10 protein-coding genes and 2 tRNA genes are annotated in these 13491 nt (G+C 61.0%); 7 read left to right on the top strand and 5 right to left on the bottom strand.

Annotated elements, in window-relative coordinates; translation table 11 throughout:
- Positions 1 to 6 precede the first annotated feature (6 nt).
- A complete protein-coding gene (locus JFT58_RS18575) occupies positions 7 to 960 on the top strand; it encodes a hypothetical protein (RefSeq protein WP_054897671.1) in 954 nt (317 codons plus the stop codon).
- Positions 961 to 1089: 129 nt separating this feature from the next.
- Here JFT58_RS18575 and dinB read toward each other — a convergent pair whose 3' ends face one another.
- Positions 1090 to 2148, bottom strand: coding sequence for a DNA polymerase IV (gene dinB, locus JFT58_RS18570; RefSeq protein WP_003193948.1), 1059 nt, complete (start codon positions 2146 to 2148; stop codon positions 1090 to 1092).
- Between the two features lie 277 nt (positions 2149 to 2425).
- Here dinB and JFT58_RS18565 point away from each other — a divergent pair.
- From JFT58_RS18565 to JFT58_RS18550, 4 genes are all read left to right on the top strand, one after another.
- A tRNA-Met gene (locus JFT58_RS18565) sits at positions 2426 to 2502 on the top strand.
- 166 nt (positions 2503 to 2668) lie between these two features.
- A tRNA-Met gene (locus tag JFT58_RS18560) sits at positions 2669 to 2745 on the top strand.
- A 280-nt stretch (positions 2746 to 3025) separates the two neighbouring features.
- Complete coding sequence (gene mprF / locus JFT58_RS18555; protein ID WP_014719775.1) at positions 3026 to 5668, top strand: bifunctional lysylphosphatidylglycerol flippase/synthetase MprF; 2643 nt, start codon at positions 3026 to 3028, stop codon at positions 5666 to 5668.
- Positions 5668 to 6948, top strand: coding sequence for a virulence factor family protein (locus JFT58_RS18550; RefSeq protein ID WP_103299583.1), 1281 nt, complete (start codon positions 5668 to 5670; stop codon positions 6946 to 6948). The genes mprF and JFT58_RS18550 overlap by 1 nt, the downstream gene beginning before the upstream one ends.
- A gap of 135 nt (positions 6949 to 7083) precedes the next feature.
- Here JFT58_RS18550 and recJ read toward each other — a convergent pair whose 3' ends face one another.
- On the bottom strand, positions 7084 to 8793 hold the full coding sequence (recJ, locus tag JFT58_RS18545; protein ID WP_054897673.1) for a single-stranded-DNA-specific exonuclease RecJ: 1710 nt from the start codon (positions 8791 to 8793) through the stop codon (positions 7084 to 7086).
- A 156-nt stretch (positions 8794 to 8949) separates the two neighbouring features.
- Entirely contained in the window at positions 8950 to 9492 is a 543-nt protein-coding gene (locus JFT58_RS18540) for a YaeQ family protein (RefSeq protein WP_003193952.1), read from the bottom strand.
- Between the two features lie 137 nt (positions 9493 to 9629).
- Between JFT58_RS18540 and JFT58_RS18535 the strand changes: the two genes are divergently transcribed.
- Entirely contained in the window at positions 9630 to 10829 is a 1200-nt protein-coding gene (locus JFT58_RS18535) for a CaiB/BaiF CoA transferase family protein (protein ID WP_020301356.1), read from the top strand.
- Positions 10830 to 11001: 172 nt separating this feature from the next.
- Here JFT58_RS18535 and JFT58_RS18530 read toward each other — a convergent pair whose 3' ends face one another.
- Positions 11002 to 11286 (bottom strand): DUF3509 domain-containing protein, encoded by a 285-nt coding sequence (locus JFT58_RS18530; RefSeq protein ID WP_020301357.1) that lies wholly within the window; start codon positions 11284 to 11286, stop codon positions 11002 to 11004.
- Between the two features lie 207 nt (positions 11287 to 11493).
- Here JFT58_RS18530 and JFT58_RS18525 point away from each other — a divergent pair, with 207 nt between their 5' ends.
- Complete coding sequence (locus JFT58_RS18525) at positions 11494 to 12156, top strand: response regulator transcription factor (RefSeq protein ID WP_034128635.1); 663 nt, start codon at positions 11494 to 11496, stop codon at positions 12154 to 12156.
- On the opposite strand, the gene JFT58_RS18520 is transcribed toward JFT58_RS18525, so the two are convergent.
- Positions 12125 to 13369, bottom strand: a complete 1245-nt coding sequence (locus JFT58_RS18520; protein WP_054897674.1) for an EAL domain-containing response regulator — start codon at positions 13367 to 13369, stop codon at positions 12125 to 12127. The genes JFT58_RS18525 and JFT58_RS18520 overlap by 32 nt on opposite strands.
- Positions 13370 to 13491 lie beyond the last annotated feature (122 nt).

The following is a 13491-nucleotide window of genomic DNA, read 5'->3' as shown; positions in this document are numbered from 1 at the left end:
GAAGTCATGTTCAAGCGAAACACCAGAGCCCTGGGGGGCGCCGCCTTGTGCGGCGCCCTGCTGGTCAGCGGCTGCGCCAATCAGATGTCGCAACGCAGTGAGCACGAGGAGCGGGTCGAGCGTAAGTTGCTCGGCCACAGCCTGCAGATCGATGTAGGCGAACCCACAGTGCTGGAACTGCCGCAACGCCGGGTTCGCATTCATGAGCAGAAGACCTTCGAGGTCACCGAATTCGAAGTCACCCGTCGTTATGACCGCTACACGCCCTACCAGCCCTGGCGCAAACTCTACGAGATGCCCTTGGGTGCCGTGGCGCTGGTGGCGGGCGTGGGTGCCAACGTGGCGAATATCTTCGCCCTCGGCAACCTGCCCACGAGTGTGACCCATGACTGGTTGAGCTATGGCGTGGACGGCATCAACCCGTTCATGAACGTGCAATCCCACGGCCGTGCGCAACAGAACCTGGCGGCTATCGATGAAGTCCAGCGTGACAAGCGCCTGGAGTATTCGAGCCTGCCCTGGAGCGAGCGCCCGGTGCAAGTCACTGCCGGCAAGCAGACCCATGAGCTGACCACCGACCGTAACGGCATCCTGCGCCTTAACCTGTTGGACAGCCCCTTTGCCGAGCAGGACCTGAACCGCGTCACCACGCTGAAAATCACTGTGGCGGATGGCCAGGACGACGTGCATACCGACTCGACCCTGGCGGTCAGTAACACGCTGCGCAGCAAGCTGCTCGAAGCCCATGCCCTGATCTATGACGACCTGGAAGATGACGAAGTGAACCAGTGGGTACACCGGGTCAAACGCCTGTCGGAGCTGGGCCTGGAAGAAGAAGCCAGCGAGCTGGAACAAAGCCTGATCGAACTGACGCGCAATGATCCGGAGTTGCAGCAGGAGTTTGTGCAGGCGTTGACCAAGGATGGGGGGCGTTTGGTGGCGGATCCCGGCGCACGCTGATCGCTCAATACCTGTGAAGATCAAACTGTGGGAGCTGGCTTGCCTGCGATAGCGGTGTATCAGTTAAAGCATTCGTGACTGACACACGGCTATCGCAGGCAAGCCAGCTCCCACATTTATTTCGGGTTTTTACCAGGAAAACTCGAGCTGTTCGTTGCCGCCGCTCAGGTCCAGCAACCGTACGCCTATCCCCAACAACCGCACCGGCTTGCCCCCGCGATTGAACGCCTGGGTCATCAACTGTTCATAACTCTCCAGATCCCGCCCTGCCCCCGCCTGCTCCAGCGTCGTCTGGGTAAAGTCATGAAACTTCACTTTCACGAACGGCTTGCCCGCCCGGTAGCTACTGTCGATACGCGCCATGCGCCCGGCCAGGGTCTCCATCAACTCCGGCAGTTTCGCCAGGCAACTTGAAAGATCGGGCAAGTCCACGTCGAAGGTATTTTCTACACTGATGGATTGCCGCCGGCTGTCGTTTTGCACTACACGATCATCAATCCCACGGGCCAGGCTCCAGAGGCGCTCTCCAAAACTGCCGAATTCGCGCACCAGCGCCAGTTTGTTCCAGTCGCGCAATTGCAGGCAGTCTTCGATGCCCAGGCGCGCCAGCTTGTCAGCGGTGACCTTGCCCACGCCATGCAGCTTGCTGACACGCAACTGCGAGACAAAGTCTTCAACTTGATCCGGCGTGATCACAAACAGGCCGTTGGGCTTTTTCCAGTCGCTGGCGATCTTGGCCAAAAACTTGTTGGGCGCCACGCCGGCAGACACAGTGATATGCAGCTGGTTGGAGACCCGGCGCCGAATGTCCTGGGCAATACGCGTGGCGCTGCCGCCAAAATGCGGGCTGTCAGACACGTCGAGGTAAGCCTCATCCAGCGACAACGGCTCGATCAAGTCGGTGTAGTCGCGGAAAATCAGCTGGATTTCTTTCGACGCTTCTTTATAGGCATCCATGCGCGGCTTGACGATGGTCAAGTCCGGGCACAGCTTCAGGGCGTGACGTGACGACATCGCCGAACGCACCCCATACGCCCGCGCCTCATAATTGCAGGTGGCGATCACGCCGCGCCGATCTGCCGAGCCACCGACAGCCAAGGGCTTTTGCGCCAGGCTCGGGTCGTCGCGCATCTCGATGGCGGCGTAGAAGCAATCACAGTCGACGTGGATGATTTTGCGCTGCGTCATATAAACGGGGTGTTAACCAACGGGTGGCCAGTATCGCACTCACCCCTGTATATAGCACCAGTAGTTTGAATCTTCTGTCTGAGCGGTAGGAAATTTCGTAGATGAATATATTTTCTCAATCGAACCCCGCATCCCAATAGAGCTGAAAGCCTTGCCCTGCCTGGCTTCAAGCCCTCAAGAAGCCCTCATCAAGCGCTAACCGATTGAAGCAAAAGCGCTTTTCTTCGATTCACAGGTTGACACACTCGCGCTCCTCTGTAGAATGCCGACACACAGACGCGGGATGGAGCAGTCTGGTAGCTCGTCGGGCTCATAACCCGAAGGTCGTCGGTTCAAATCCGGCTCCCGCAACCAAACATCAAAAAAGGCTACTCGAAAGAGTGGCCTTTTTTGTGCGCGCTTGTTTTCCCTTGCAGAATGCGCCCAACACCTTGATTTCAGAATAATTAGCGCTTATTTCAGCGATCGGCTCATTAACGGTTGACACCCCGCCATTGGGCTGTAGAATGCCGCCCACAGACGCGGGATGGAGCAGTCTGGTAGCTCGTCGGGCTCATAACCCGAAGGTCGTCGGTTCAAATCCGGCTCCCGCAACCAAACATCAAAAAAGGCTACTCGAAAGAGTGGCCTTTTTTGTATCTGGCGAAAAAGTTCTTCTGAAACAATGGCATGGCATCTTTCATGAAACCGTAGACGGTTTGCAGAGTCCATCTCATTGCACGCTATGCTCAATGCTCAAGCGCTACCCCTCTACGACCAATGGCCGCAGTCGCCGCGCCCGGTGATCCGCGTTAATATTTGTAATTATTTTGTCCATAGGGATTGGTAACTTGGCTGGATACCTCCATCCTGTCGCGCACAATCCACGAGGTGATTGATGCGCGCCAACTCGTCTGAACCACAAGACACCGTCACAGCAGAACAACCGATCACTCCCACCCGTTTGCGGTGGCTGGACCTGTTGAGCAAGTACCGCCAGCCCATCGGCCTGGCCGTGACGCTCCTGCTGTTTGCAATCGCCCTGATCGCCTGCCGGCACCTGCTGCTAGAGCTGGACCTCTACGCCCTGCACGATTCGATCCTGGAAGTGCCCAAGCCTGCCCTATTGGGGGCCTTTGCGGCGGCAGTCGCCGGTTTTGTGATCCTGCTCGGCTATGAATTCTCCGGCGCGCGTTATGCCGGCGTGCAATTGCCCGCCAAGACCCTGGCCCTGGGTGGTTTCACCGCCTTTGCTATCGGCAACGCCATTGGTTTGTCGATGCTCTCGGGCGGTTCGGTGCGTTACCGTTTATATGCACGCCATGGCATCGGCGCCTCGGAAGTGGCGCACATGACCGTGTTCGCCAGCCTGGCCCTGGGCTGTGCGCTGCCGCCGCTGGCCGCGCTGGCCACGTTGAGCAACTTGCCAGCCGCCTCCACTTACCTGCATTTATCGCAAAGCCTGCTCGGCGGCATTGCCGGCGCCGTGCTGCTGTTGTCGGCCCTGCTGTGCATCGGCATCTATCGCCGCCGCCTGCCGGAACAGCCCTACCCCGACAACCTGCTGGTCAAGGCCGGGCGCCGCACCCTGCGCCTGCCTGGCCGACGCCTGACTTTCCTGCAACTGATCATCACCGCACTGGACGTCGCCGCAGCCGCTACCGTGCTGTATCTGCTGTTGCCCGAAGCGCCGCCCTTCGGCCCGTTCCTGTTGGTGTACCTGCTGGCCCTGGCCGCCGGTGTGCTCAGCCATGTGCCGGGCGGCGTGGGCGTATTCGAAGCGATCCTGCTGGCGGCCTTTGCCGACAAACTCGGTGCCGCGCCCCTGGCTGCTGCCTTGCTGCTGTACCGCATGATCTACGTGGTGCTGCCACTGTTGATCGCTTGTGTATTCCTGCTGGTCAACGAGGCCCAGCGCCTGTTCCAGACCCAGCAAAGCCTGCGGGTAGCGTCGGGGCTGGCAGCGCCAGTATTGGCCGTCCTGGTTTTTTTGTCCGGCGTGGTCCTGCTGTTTTCCGGCGCCACGCCAGAGATCGACTCACGCCTGGAAAACATCGGCTTCCTGATTCCCCATCGTCTGATTGACGCGTCGCACTTCGGTGCCAGCCTGATCGGTGTGTTGTGCCTGTTGCTCGCCCAGGGCCTGCGCCGGCGGTTGTCGGCCGCCTGGATGCTGACTATGGTGTTGCTGCTGGTTGGCGCCCTGCTCTCGCTGCTTAAAGGCTTCGACTGGGAAGAAGCCAGCCTGATGACCATGACCGCAGTGCTGCTGGCCATCTTCCGCCGCTCGTTCTACCGCGCCAGTCGCCTGACCGAGTTGCCGTTTTCGCCGCTGTACCTGGTGGCCAGTGTCTGTGTGCTCGGCGCCTCGATCTGGCTGCTGCTGTTTGCCTATCAGGACGTGCCCTACAGTCACCAACTCTGGTGGCAGTTCACCCTCGACGCCAACGCCCCGCGTGGTTTGCGTTCGCTGCTCGGCGCCGCCGTGTTGCTGGTGATCGTGTCGCTGACCTGGCTGCTGCGCACGGCACGCCCGGTCATCCACCTGCCGACCCCGGAAGAACTGGAGCGCGCCAGCAAGATCCTGATGGCCTCGTCCCAACCTGACGGCGGCCTGGCGCTCACCGGCGACAAGGCGCTGCTGTTTCACCCCAACGATGAAGCCTTCCTGATGTATGCCCGTCGCGGGCGTAGCCTGGTGGCTTTGTACGACCCGATCGGCCCGACCCAACCGCGCGCCGAGATGATCTGGCAGTTCCGCGACCTGTGCGACATCCACCACGCCCGTCCGGTGTTTTACCAGGTACGCGCCGAGAATCTGCCGTATTACATGGACATCGGCCTCACCGCGATCAAACTGGGTGAAGAAGCCCGCGTCGACCTGAAACGCTTTGACCTGGAAGCCAAGGGCAAAGAAATGAAGGATTTGCGCTACACCTGGAACCGTGGCACCCGGGACGGCCTGTCCCTGGAAATCTGCGAACCGGGCAAGGCGCCGATGGATGAATTAAAAGTCATCTCCGATGCCTGGCTTACAGGTAAGAATGTGCGGGAAAAGGGCTTCTCCCTGGGCCGTTTCAGCGATGACTACCTCAAGCACTTTCGTATCGCGATCATTCGCTTCGAAGGGCGCCCGGTGGCCTTCGCCAATTTGCTCGAAACCTACAATCATGATCTGGCCAGCCTCGACCTGATGCGTGCCCACCCGGACGCGCCCAAGTTGACCATGGAGTTCATGATGGTGGGCCTGATTCAACATTATAAGAGCCACGACTACGCGCGCTTCAGCCTCGGCATGGTGCCGTTGTCGGGCTTGCAACCGCGCCGTGGCGCACCGCTGACCCAGCGCCTGGGCTCGATGGTGTTCCGCCGTGGCGAGCAACTGTATAACTTCCAAGGTTTGCGCCGCTTCAAAGACAAGTTCCAGCCCGACTGGGAACCCCGTTACATGGCCGTGCCCGCAGGACTGGATCCGCTGGTGGCATTGGCCGATACCGCCGCCCTGATCGCGGGCGGCTTGACTGGATTGGTGAAACGCTGATGATTCGACGCTCCTGGCGGTATGTATTGGCTTTAGTGGTGCTGCTTGCGCTGATCGCGGCGGGTGGCTTCTGGTACTGGAACCGCCCTGCTCCGCAACCGACCCTGGAGCACTTGCCCCAGGCCGACGGTTCGGTAATGACCCGCGTAACCCCGGCCAGCAACGCAAAAGCCCGCGTGGCCGTGGCGGTGATGGCCGACGAAACCCTGACCGACAGCCAACTGATTGCCCTGAGCCAGGGCGGTTCAGCGCAACTGGTTCAGGTGGTGCTGCCAAAAGATGACTGCGCACTGCAGGAAAAAGCCCTGCAAGGCGCCCTGGCCCAGCTGAAAGGCCCGGCAACCTTGGTCAGCGGCATTGGCCCTGGCGCCGCACTCGCCTGGCGCTGGCTGGCCACCCAGAACGACGACAAGGCCAACGCCATCTCCGTGGGCTTCGCCCTGAAACAGGAAGGCTGCAACGACCCGCTGCCGAAAACCGCCGCCCATGGCAGCTGGCTGGTAGCGTGGAACGATAACCCCGACGATGAAAGCGCCAGTTTCGTACGCGACACACCGCGCGCCGCCACCAGCATCAGCGACTACGACATTCATTACCCACAGGTGCTGAATAACGAACTGCGCAAGCAACTGGTCGGTTCGGACAACGGCGGCCTGGCGATTCCGGTGGTGGAAGTGCCTGCCGGCCAAGCCAAGGACACCGTGACCCTGTTCCTCTCCGGTGACGGCGGCTGGCGCGACCTGGACCGCGACGTGGCGGGCGAGATGGCCAAGATCGGCTACCCGGTGGTGGGCATCGACACCCTGCGCTACTACTGGCAGCACAAGACGCCGGAGCAAAGTGCCAAGGACCTCACCGAGCTGATGCAACACTACCGGCAAAAGTGGGGCACCAAGCGCTTCGTGCTGACCGGTTACTCGTTCGGCGCCGACGTATTGCCGGCGATCTACAACCGTATGCCAGAGAACGAACAGCAACGGGTGGACGCGATCATCCTGCTGGCCTTCGCCCGCACCGGCAGCTTTGAAATCGAAGTGGAAGGCTGGCTGGGCAACGCCGGCAAAGAAGCCGCCACCGGCCCGGAAATGGCCAAGCTGCCACCTGAGAAAGTCGTGTGCATCTACGGCGCCGAAGAAGTCGACGAGAGTGGCTGCACCGACAAGACCGCCGTGGGCGAAGCCATGAAGCTGCCGGGCGGGCATCACTTCGATGAGAACTACCCGGCGCTGGCCAAGCGGTTGGTGGATATTATCGTCAAGCATCAGGCCAAAGCCGAATAATTCCAGCTTAATCCAAGACCCAATGTGGGAGCGGGCTTGCCCGCGATAGCGGTGGCTCAGTCACAGTAGCGTTGACTGACACTCCGTCATCGCGGGCAAGCGCGCTCCCACAGTGGTACGTGGTGTTGATGAAAACTAGCGCGGTTCGATGTGCGCAATCATCAGTTGCACCGTCTCATTGCCACGAAACTCATTCACATCCAGCTTGTAGGCCAATTCCACCCAACGCACCGTCGGGTTTGGCCACACTTCGCGGTCCACACCAAAGGCGATGCCATCGAGCTTCACCGACCCGCATTCGCTCTTGAGCACCACTTTCAAATGCCGCTCACCCACCACCCGCTGCTCCACCAACTGGAATACCCCGTGAAACAACGGCTCGGGAAAGTGCTGCCCCCACGGGCCGGCATGGCGCAGGGCGCGGGCCAGTTCCAGGTGAAACTCTTCCACCGCCAGGGTGCCGTCTGAAAGCAGGCGACCGGTGAGGTCTTCTTCGCGCAGTTGCCGGCGCACTTCGGCATCGAAGGCTTGCGCAAACAACGGGAAGTTGGCCTCGGGCAAGGTCAGCCCCGCCGCCATGGCGTGGCCGCCGTACTTGGTGATCAGGTTGGGGTGCTGGCTGGCGACGACCGCCAGTGCATCGCGGATATGAAAGCCTTGCACCGAGCGTCCAGAGCCCTTGAGCAGGCCATCACCGGCATCGGCGAAGGCGATGGTCGGGCGGAAATAACGCTCCTTCATACGTGACGCGAGGATCCCGATCACCCCTTGGTGCCACTCCGGATCAAACAGGCACAAGCCGTACGGCATCGACTCCACCGGCAGGTCCTTGAGCTGGGCCAGGGCCTCGCGCTGCATGCCTTGCTCGATGGACTTACGGTCCTGGTTCATGCCGTCCAGTTGCGCGGCCATTTCTCGTGCGGCGGCGAAGTCTGTGGTAAGCAGGCATTCAATGCCCAGGCTCATATCATCCAGGCGTCCGGCAGCATTCAGGCGCGGGCCGAGGATAAAACCCAGGTCGGTGGAGGTGATACGCGCATGATCACGCTTGGCCACTTCCAGGATCGCCTTGATCCCCGGCCGCGCCCGACCGGCCCGAATACGCTCCAGCCCCTGATGCACGAGGATGCGGTTGTTGGCGTCCAGCGGCACCACGTCAGCGACGCTGCCCAGAGCCACGAGGTCGAGCAGTTCACCGATGTTCGGCTGGGGCTTGCTGTCATACCAACCCAGGCTGCGCAAGCGCGCGCGCAGGGCCATCAGCACGTAAAAGATCACGCCGACACCGGCCAGGGCCTTGCTGGGAAACCCGCAGCCCGGCTGGTTCGGATTGACGATGGCGTCGGCGGCCGGCAGTTCATCGCCGGGCAAGTGATGGTCGGTGACCAGCACTTGCAACCCTGCCGCTTTCGCCGCCGCCACGCCTTCGACGCTGGAGATACCGTTGTCCACGGTGATCAGCAACTGCGGCTCTCGCTGCAGCGCCACCGCGACGATTTCCGGGGTCAGGCCGTAGCCGTATTCGAAGCGGTTGGGCACCAGGTAGTCGACATGGGCCGCCCCGAGCAAACGCAGGCCCAGGGTGCCTACGGTGCTCGCTGTGGCGCCATCGGCGTCGAAGTCACCGACGATCAGGATGCGCTGACGCTGCTCCAAGGCCGTCACCAGCAAGTCCACCGCGGCGTCGATGCCCTTGAGCTGCTGATAGGGAATCAACCGCGCCAGGCTCTTGTCCAGCTCGGCCTCCGACTGCACCCCGCGTGCGGCGTAAAGGCGGGTCAACAGCGGTGGCAGTTCACCGAGAAAAGGCAGGACGGCGGGCAATGGGCGGGGATCGATACGCATGGGGTGACGGGAGCTTCTCTTCTAATACATCGGTTAAACACAGATAGTGAACGCAACAAGATCAAATGTGGGCGCTGGCTTGCCTGCGATACATACGACTCGGTACATCAGGCACGCCGAGTGGATGCCATCGCAGGCAAGCCAGCTCCCACCTTTTCAACCGCGTTCGCCGACCAGCCATTGCAGTTGCACTTCATGCTGGCCACGGTCATCGGTCACAAAGATCGTGCCTTCGCTGATCATCACGTCCCACTTGATCACCCGCGGCATGTCCTTGGCCAGGGTCTCCAGCACTTCCTGGGGCACGGCAGCGATATGCACGTTTTTCAGGTTGTTGGCCACCGGCACCACCTTGCCTTCCCACACGCGCAGGCTGCCATAGGCCAGCAGGCTGGTGCGCTCGGTGCGGCGCGAGCACCAGGTGAGGCGGTCGGCATCCGGCTGGCCGACTTCGATCCAGTGCAAAACACGATCATCCAGGCTTTTTTCCCACAGGGCCGGTTCGTCTACATCCGACAGGCCACGCCCGAACGCCAATTGCTCGTTGTACCAAAGGGCGTAGGCCAGCAGGCGCACGGTCATGCGCTCTTCGGTTTCCGAAGGGTGGCGGGCGATGGTCTGTTTGACGCTCTCGTACACCGAGCGGTCGAGGTCGGTGAGGTTGAGTTCGAATTTGTAGGTCGTGGACGGCTGGGCCATGAACGGGCTTCTAAAGACAAGGAAAGGCGGCCAGTCTAACCGATGGCGAGGGCATTGAACGAATACTGCGCTGCATCCGCGCGGCTCGCCTATGTTAAAAAGCAGTACATCATCGTCCCGCGCTTGTAAGGATCCCCATGTCGCTCACTGCCAAACCACTTGCCGGCCTGAAAGTCATCGAACTGGGCACCTTGATCGCCGGCCCGTTTGCCTCGCGCATCTGCGCCGAATTCGGCGCCGAGGTGATCAAGGTCGAATCCCCGGACGGCGGCGACCCGCTGCGCAAATGGCGCAAGCTGTATGAAGGCACTTCGCTGTGGTGGTTCGTGCAGGCGCGCAACAAGCAGTCGCTGACCCTCAACCTCAAGCACCCTGAGGGGCTGGCGATCCTCAAGCAACTGTTGGCCGACGCCGACATCCTGATCGAAAACTTCCGCCCAGGCGTGCTGGAGAAACTCGGCCTGAGCTGGGAAACCCTGCACGCCCTCAACCCCAAGTTGGTGATGGTGCGCCTCTCGGGCTTCGGCCAGACGGGCCCGATGAAGGACCAGCCGGGGTTTGGCGCGGTGGGCGAGTCCATGGGCGGCTTGCGCTATATCACCGGCTTCGAGGACCGCCCGCCCGTGCGCACCGGTATCTCCATCGGCGACTCGATTGCCGCGTTGTGGGCAGTGATCGGCGCGCTGATGGCGCTGCGTCACCGCGAAGTCAACGGCGGCCTGGGCCAAGTGGTGGATGTGGCGCTGTATGAAGCCATCTTCGCCATGATGGAAAGCATGATCCCCGAGTTCGATGTGTTCGGGTTTATCCGTGAGCGCACCGGCAACATCATGCCTGGCATCACCCCGTCCTCGATCCACACCACCGCAGACGGCAAGCATGTGCAGATCGGCGCCAATGGCGATGCGATCTTCAAGCGCTTCATGCGGGTGATCGGCCGTGACGACCTGGCGAACGACCCTGCACTGGCCAGCAATGACGGGCGTGACGCTCGCCGCGACGAGCTGTACGGCGTGATTGATCGCTGGGTCAATTCGCTGTCGCTCGACCAGGTGATTGAACATCTGAATAAAGCCGAGGTACCCGCCAGCCGCATCTACAGCGCCGAAGACATGCTGGGCGACCCGCAATTCCTGGCCCGGGAAATGTTCCTCAAGGCGCAGTTGCCGGGCGGCAAGGATTTCAAGATGCCCGGCATCGTGCCCAAGCTCTCGGACACACCGGGCAGTTGCGAATGGGTCGGCCCGCAACTGGGTGAACACAACAGCCTGGTGCTCAATGCCCTGGGCTACGACGCGGCGGCTATCACTCGCCTGCGCGAGGATGGCGCGATCTGACAAATCCCAGGCAAAAAGAAACCCCGAGCAGTGGGGAGACAACTCGGGGTTAAACGTGGTCTACAAAAAGACCCGCACAGCAAGCGACAAACACCGGAGCACAATGCCTGCTCTTGCTGTTACAAACTCTGACTGACCACCTTGTAGGAAGGTTCCGAAGAAAAATAATGTTTCATGCCAGTGCGCCGCCACGGGTTTGGGAGGCGTTGCGCAAGGCAGCGATGACTGAAGGTTCCAGGCGCCCTTCGGCGATTTTCAGGTCGCGGAGCAGGCAATCCACCACATCCACCAGCGCGCGCTTGTCGCTCAATTGCGCACGATCGACTTCACGTTCAACCACGATGGCGCCACCGGGGTTCTTCACGGTTACCAGGCAGTCGTCGCGCATACCGGCAGAGGTCAGCGTAACCTGATAAGGGCTCAGTGCTTGGCTGAGCAATAGGTTGATACTTTCCATCTCGATCACCACTCAATCATTCGAAAAAGGTTCGAAAAACAAAAATGTCACGAAGAGGCTGACATTCAAGTGACCCGTGCTCAAAGCAGAAAGTTCTACCTTTTGTGTAATCCACTGCTTGAGGAAAACGAGCATGCACGGAAAAGATGACAGAGAAAAAACAACGGCGCACAGGCTAGAATCCCTGGATTGTCCCGGGAGCCTGCCTTGAGAGCTGCGTCTGAACCGCCCTTGCGTATCGTGATTGCCGACGATCACCCGATTTTCCTGATTGGCCTGCGCGCCGTGCTCGAACGTGACCCGCACATCAGCATCGTCGGCGAGGCCAATTCCCCCCAGGCCCTCAGTGCGTTGTTGCAACACTGTGCCTGCGATGTGGTGGTGACCGACTTCATGATGCCCGTCGAGCCCCAGGCCGACGGGCTGCGCTTGATCGAGCAACTGCGCCGGCACTATCCGCACCTGCCCATTGTGGTGGTGACCATGCTCAACAATGCCGGGTTGTTTCATTCCATCCTGGCATTGGGTGTGATGGGCCTGCTGAGCAAGGCCAGCCTGGCCGATGAGCTGCCCCAGGCGATCCGCCAGGTGCGCCAACAACGCACCTATGTGGCCCAGACCATCCGCCAGGCGCTGAGCCTGGCCGGGGAAGTCGGCGCTGATCGCCTGCATTCCCAGGAGCACCTGTCACCCCGGGAACTGGAGGTGATTCGCCTGTTGGCCAGTGGCATGACGGTGGGCGAGATCGCCGCGCACCTGCATCGCAGCAAGCAAACCGTCAGCGCGCAAAAAGTCAGCGCCATGCGCAAGCTGGGGCTGGCCAACGATGCAGCCCTGTTTATTTACGTGCAGGAACACGGGCTGGCCTAGCCTGGAACGCGATCCATTGCTTGAGCGCCGCGGCGTCCATCGGCCGGGCGATAAAGCAGCCTTGCAGCCACGCCGCGCCCAGTTCGCCCACAGCGTGATAGTCGGCGGCGGTTTCCACGCCGGTGACCACCACGGCAACGTCCAGGCGCGCTGCCATGCTCATGGCGCCCGCCACCACAGCGGCCTTGCGGTCATCATTGGCCATCCCGCAGGCAAACGCCGGGGGAATTTTCAGCTCGGTAAAAGGCAGTTCCAGCAAATGCTGCAGGCTGGTGCCGCCCGTGCCGAAGTCGCCGATGGACAACTGGCAACCCAACATGCGCAAGCGCAGCAAGCCGGTGACATGGGCGCTGTCGGTTTTCAAGGTCGAGGTTTCCACCAGCTCCAGCGTCAGGCTATGGGCGGGTACACCGTGCAACTGCAGCAGACCTTGCAGCACCTGGGGAAAGTGCTCGCGCTCCAGCATGCGCCCGGGGATGTTCACGGCCACTGGCAGCACCTGGCCGCTTTCGCCCATCACCTGGTTCGCCAGGCCAAGCGCCTGCTCCAGCACGTGCCAGGTAAACGCCTCTTCCATGCCGGCAAACTCCAGTACCGGCAGAAACTCGTCAGGCAGCAACAGCTCACCGTCCGGCAACTGCCAACGCGCCAGCGCCTCCACCCCTTGCAACACACCGGCCTGACTGACGATGGGCTGGTACCAGACCCTGCCACAGGCTGCGATAGTCGCCTGACTGACGTCCGCCGAGGGCGGCAGTTGTTCTCGCTCGCTCAAGCCCAACAGTTGGCGCACGCGCTCCCAGGACAGCACCGGTGGCCCCGGGCGAAAATGAACCTGGCAATCGCTCAGTAGTTGCCCGATCAACTTGGCCGAAGCCGGCTTGGGCAAACACGCCAAGACCTTGAGCCCCAATTGGCAGGCCATGTTCGCCACACCTTCCAGCACGTCGGGCTCGGCGTTGCTGAGCAGGATCAATACTTGGGCCAGGCGGCGTTCCGCCAACTCGCGGATCAATTCCAGGCCATCGCCCTGCTCCAGGTACAAATCGCAGATGGCGATATCCACCGGGCCTTTGCTGTCCAGAGACTGGCGGGCGGTTTCGACCGTTTCCGCGGCCCGTACATTGAACACGCCGTTGGCATTGAGCATCTGGTGCAGAGCCATCAGTTGAAACGGGTTGTCTTCGAGGATCAGGACGTTCAGGGATCGCATGGGTAGGGATGTCGGTACAGGGAAAGTGCTGCACAGTAGCCACATGCTGTGGTGTACCCCATAGGACGTGTCCTAAAAGCTTGCTTAAATGTGGGAGGGGCAAGCCTTGTCGGTCAAGCGCA

The sequence above is a fragment of the Pseudomonas sp. MF6767 genome (genome assembly GCF_016405475.1).
GTDB classification, from domain to species: Bacteria; Pseudomonadota; Gammaproteobacteria; order Pseudomonadales; family Pseudomonadaceae; genus Aquipseudomonas; species Aquipseudomonas paracarnis.
Note: the sequence above shows the minus strand (reverse complement) of the source record. Positions and strands in the feature narration are given on the sequence as shown.

Coding starts and splice junctions, on each gene's coding strand:
- JFT58_RS18575 (WP_054897671.1), top strand. CDS start 7: ATGTTCAAGCGAAACACCAGAGCCCTGGGGGGCGCCGCCTTGTGCGGC.
- dinB (WP_003193948.1), bottom strand. CDS start 2,148: ATGACGCAGCGCAAAATCATCCACGTCGACTGTGATTGCTTCTACGCC.
- mprF (WP_014719775.1), top strand. CDS start 3,026: ATGCGCGCCAACTCGTCTGAACCACAAGACACCGTCACAGCAGAACAA.
- JFT58_RS18550 (WP_103299583.1), top strand. CDS start 5,668: ATGATTCGACGCTCCTGGCGGTATGTATTGGCTTTAGTGGTGCTGCTT.
- recJ (WP_054897673.1), bottom strand. CDS start 8,793: ATGCGTATCGATCCCCGCCCATTGCCCGCCGTCCTGCCTTTTCTCGGT.
- JFT58_RS18540 (WP_003193952.1), bottom strand. CDS start 9,492: ATGGCCCAGCCGTCCACGACCTACAAATTCGAACTCAACCTCACCGAC.
- JFT58_RS18535 (WP_020301356.1), top strand. CDS start 9,630: ATGTCGCTCACTGCCAAACCACTTGCCGGCCTGAAAGTCATCGAACTG.
- JFT58_RS18530 (WP_020301357.1), bottom strand. CDS start 11,286: ATGGAAAGTATCAACCTATTGCTCAGCCAAGCACTGAGCCCTTATCAG.
- JFT58_RS18520 (WP_054897674.1), bottom strand. CDS start 13,369: ATGCGATCCCTGAACGTCCTGATCCTCGAAGACAACCCGTTTCAACTG.